This window comes from Sphingopyxis sp. BSNA05 (assembly GCF_013265645.1).
Taxonomy (GTDB): Bacteria; Pseudomonadota; Alphaproteobacteria; order Sphingomonadales; family Sphingomonadaceae; genus Parasphingorhabdus.
The window spans coordinates 1-3,837 of sequence record NZ_PYIA01000072.1 but is presented as its reverse complement, the minus strand read 5'-3'; the positions used below and the strand labels follow the sequence as shown (position 1 = coordinate 3,837).

Here is a 3,837-nt window from a genome sequence, read left to right as displayed (position 1 = left end):
CCATCCCCACTGGAAACTTGTCGCGATCGGCAACCGGGACGAGATGCATGGCCGCCCTGCAAAACCGCTGGCCCGGTGGGAGAACCACGAACATTTGCTGGCGGGGAAAGACGTGCAGGCCGGCGGGACCTGGCTCGGCATCTCCGAACAGGGTCGTTTTGCCGTGGTCACCAATCTCAGCGGCTATGGCGCGCCCGACGCCGGACGCGCGTCGCGCGGTGACCTGCTCAGGGACTTTCTTGCTGGCGAGGGTGTTTATGCCGATCTCGATGCGGTGCATTTTTCGGACTTCAACCCGTTCAACCTGATCACCATCGAGGCTGGCAAGGCCCTGATCCATTCCAACCGGCCGGACAGTGTCAGCCGCGGGCTCGAGCCGGGTATCCATGGCCTCTCCAACGGTTCGCTGGACAGTCCCTGGGCAAAGGCCGGTCATCTCAATGCAGCCCTGCAGGGCTGGTTGCAGAGCGCGTCGACGGAGCCGGCCACGCTGCTTGATCTGCTGACCGACCAAACGACATATCCGCTGGCGCAAGACGCAACAGGCCCGAGGCCGGCGCAGCTGGAACCGGCCAGTTCCGGGATATTCATTGAAAATCCGGTCTACGGAACGCGCTGCAGCACGATTGTCGCGATTGACCATGCGGGCAACGGATCCATGCTGGAGCGCCGCTTCGATGCCGCCGCCCGAACCACCGGGGAAGACCGCCTGTCCTTTTCCTGGCCGGACTGAAATCCCGTTGGCAGCCGGCATAGAAAATCCGTGCATGCCGCTTTCCGGAAATTCCGCTATGTCGCCCCTATGGACCCGCCGATGCAGAACATGATCCCGCGAATATTCAATCGCCTGTCGTCGGACAGCTCGCGAAGCTATGTCTCGCTGTTCGTCGGACTGGCAGTCTTTGTCGCCGGGACCTTGGCCACCTATGTCGCGCAAAGCGCCGACCGGCCGGTCAGCGCCGCGCTGATCTACGTGTCCGCCGTGACCATCATCGGTGCGGTAAACGGCCTGCGCGGCGGCCTCCTGGCCGGTATCGGCGCCTCTTTCTTCTACAATTTCTTCTTCAGCGAACCCCTGCTTGATTTCGGTGTCACCACCTCCGACGAATATATCCCGCTGGTCGCTTTCAATCTGAGCGCGCTGCTGTCCGGGGCGCTGGCCGGCCGGATCAACGACCGGGCTCGCGCCGCCGAAATTGCCCAGCAGAAAATCAATCTGCTGCTGGCCATCAGCAACCAGCTGCAGACCGCCGTGCATCTGGAGGATATCGATCAGGCGATTGTCCGGACCGGCATATTCGATTCATCGGGGGAATTTGAAATATACGCGATCAGCGACGAGGAGTGGATCGCGGTCGAGGGCAAGGCGCAATGGCTGGCAGAGGCCCGGCAAGCGGTCGGGCAAGGCGAATGGGCCCTGTTGCAGGACCAGAAAACCGCCTATCTTCTGTCCTCCTCGCGACGCCGCGTGGGTCTGCTGATCTGCAGCCGGGATGCGCAGAAATCCAAGCGGCTGAGCAAGATCGACTTTGATGCGGTGCTGAATTTGCTGAGCATGGCGATCGACCGCTTTGTCCTGCTCCACCAGAAATCCGAAGCGGAGGCCATGCGCCGGTCGGAGGAATTCAAGACCGCGCTGCTTTCCTCCATATCCCATGACATGCGCACGCCGCTGGCGGCGATCTCCGCATCCGCATCAAGCCTCTCCTCTTATGGCGACACGCTGCCGGAAAGCTCGCGCAAGGAAATGCTGACGATCATTCAGGACCAGTGCGAACGGCTGAACCGCTATACCACCAACCTGCTCAATCTGGGCCGGCTGCAGGCGGGCATATCGCCCGACCAGCTGGAGAGCCTGGACCTGGTGGAGATGCTGGGCTCGGCGGTCAACACGGTGAAAATGCACCATAGCGGGCGGGAGGTCATCAAGAGCCTGCCGTTCGACGCGTGTACGGTGCGCGCCAATCCGGTCATGCTGGAGCAGCTGTTCTACAATATTCTGGAAAATGCGATCCAATATAGTCCGGACGCAGCGCCGGTACTGGTGACCGGACACAAGCAGGCCGGGCAGGTCGAGATCGCCATAGCGGATCAGGGCTGCGGCATTCCCGCCTCCGAACTGAACCGGGTTTTCGACCGCTTCTACCGTTCGGCGGAAAATATCCGCAAGGAAGGCCACGGTCTCGGCCTGTCGATTGCTGCGGGCTTTGCCCGGGCATTCGGCGGCGATATCTCCGCTCACAGTCCGCTGGAAATGGGCAAGGGCACGAAAATCATCGTCAGGCTTCCGGCATCCGCCTCTCCCATAGAAAGCAATGGCCAATGAACGTGAAAATATTGCTGGTCGACGACGAGACCGCGCTCATCCGCTCGCTGCAACCGGTGCTGATCGCGCAGGGCTATGGCGTCGATTCCGCCGGGACAGCGGCCGAAGCGCTGAAAAAGGCGAAAGAGACCGTGTTCGACATCATCCTGCTCGACCTCGGATTGCCCGATGCCGACGGCAAGGAGATCATCGCCAAACTGCTCGACCTCAACGCCCTGTCGATCCTGATCCTGTCCGCCCGCCATCAGGAAGCGGAGAAGGTCGCCGCGCTGGATCAGGGGGCTGATGATTTCATCAACAAGCCGTTCAATATCGAGGAACTGCTGGCCCGGATCAGGGCTGCGGTGCGGCGACGCAGGAACGAGGCGGTAAAGAGCCAGGAGTTTGAATCCCGGCACCTGCGGATCGACTTTCTCAAGCGAAAGGTCTTCCTGATGGGCGACGAAATCAAATTCTCGCCCAAGGAGTTCGATCTGCTGGAAACGCTGGCACGACACGCCGGTCAGGTGGTGACCCATCGCCAGCTGCTGCTGGCCGGGTGGAATGATCCGACGATCGATACCCAATATCTGCGCTCCTATATGGCGCTGATCCGCCAGAAGCTGGAATATGATTCGTCGCAGCCGGAATATTTGCTGACCGAACCGGGCGTTGGCTATCGACTGGATATTGATTTCGAACATTGAAGGTTGGATGACGCGGGATTTGTCGGGGTGAGCAAATGCCCGCGCCATCACAGAGGGCTTCTTTTGGTTCATGATGCCCCTCGCGGGGACAAGCCGGTTCTACAATGGCCCTGATAACGCCGTTACCACGGATTTTATATGCCCCTCCGTGCATGAGCGGGGCATATAAAATCCGTGGTAATTGCTTTGGCAAAACCGACCTAAAAGGCTCCTGTAACAGTCAAAAGGTTTTACCAAATGTCCCACTCCCGCGTTTCCGTAAAATTGATCTCGATGCCGCTGCTGGTTGCGGCTCTGGCCCTGTCGGGCTGCAGCAAGAAGGCCCCGGAAGGCCTGCCCCCTGCACCGGGCGACAATATGGACTATAACAGCGCGCCCGGCGGCCCGATCAAGGGCAGCCAGGAAGATTTCCTGGCCAATGTGGCCTCGGACCGGATCTTCTTTGAAACCGACCGCAGCGATGTCGACAGCGAGGACCAGCAGATATTGCGCAGCCAGGCGACCTGGCTGATCGCCAACCCCAGCGTCCGTATCCGTGTGGAAGGGCATTGTGACGAGCGCGGCACCCGCGAGTATAACCTCGCGCTCGGCGAACGCCGCGCCAATGCCGCGAAAAACTATCTCTCGACGCTTGGCGTCGCGCTCTCGAGAATATCGGTAGTCAGCTACGGCAAGGAACGGCCGGACGCTCTGGGATCCGATGAAACGGCATGGCAGAAGAATCGCCGGGCCGTTACGGTCACCGTTCGCTAGTTACCGCACATCTTGCGACAGTGAACCCGGCGGATCATAAACCACCGGCAATATTGCCGGTGGTTTACCGCG

General features: G+C 60.4%; 4 protein-coding genes. All 4 read left to right on the top strand.

All coding sequences use genetic code 11. The features are described 5' to 3' along the window. Window positions 1-733: NRDE family protein (locus C8024_RS07945; RefSeq protein WP_173203965.1), on the top strand; the 733-nt coding region annotated here is incomplete at its 5' end. Window positions 734-763: 30 nt separating this feature from the next. Next, window positions 764-2,326, top strand: a complete 1,563-nt coding sequence (locus C8024_RS07940; RefSeq protein WP_173203963.1) for an ATP-binding protein — start codon at window positions 764-766, stop codon at window positions 2,324-2,326. Further along, a complete protein-coding gene (locus C8024_RS07935; protein ID WP_173203961.1) occupies window positions 2,323-3,012 on the top strand; it encodes a response regulator transcription factor in 690 nt (229 codons plus the stop codon). Before C8024_RS07940 ends, C8024_RS07935 begins: the two co-directional genes overlap by 4 nt. 237 nt (window positions 3,013-3,249) lie before the next feature. Next, complete coding sequence (gene pal, locus C8024_RS07930) at window positions 3,250-3,765, top strand: peptidoglycan-associated lipoprotein Pal (RefSeq protein WP_173203960.1); 516 nt, start codon at window positions 3,250-3,252, stop codon at window positions 3,763-3,765. Window positions 3,766-3,837: the final 72 nt, after the last annotated feature.

Bases quoted from the DNA above. Each gene is read 5' to 3' on its own strand.
- C8024_RS07935 (WP_173203961.1), top strand. From the start codon at position 2,323: ATGAACGTGAAAATATTGCTGGTCGACGACGAGACCGCGCTCATCCGC.
- pal (WP_173203960.1), top strand. From the start codon at position 3,250: ATGTCCCACTCCCGCGTTTCCGTAAAATTGATCTCGATGCCGCTGCTG.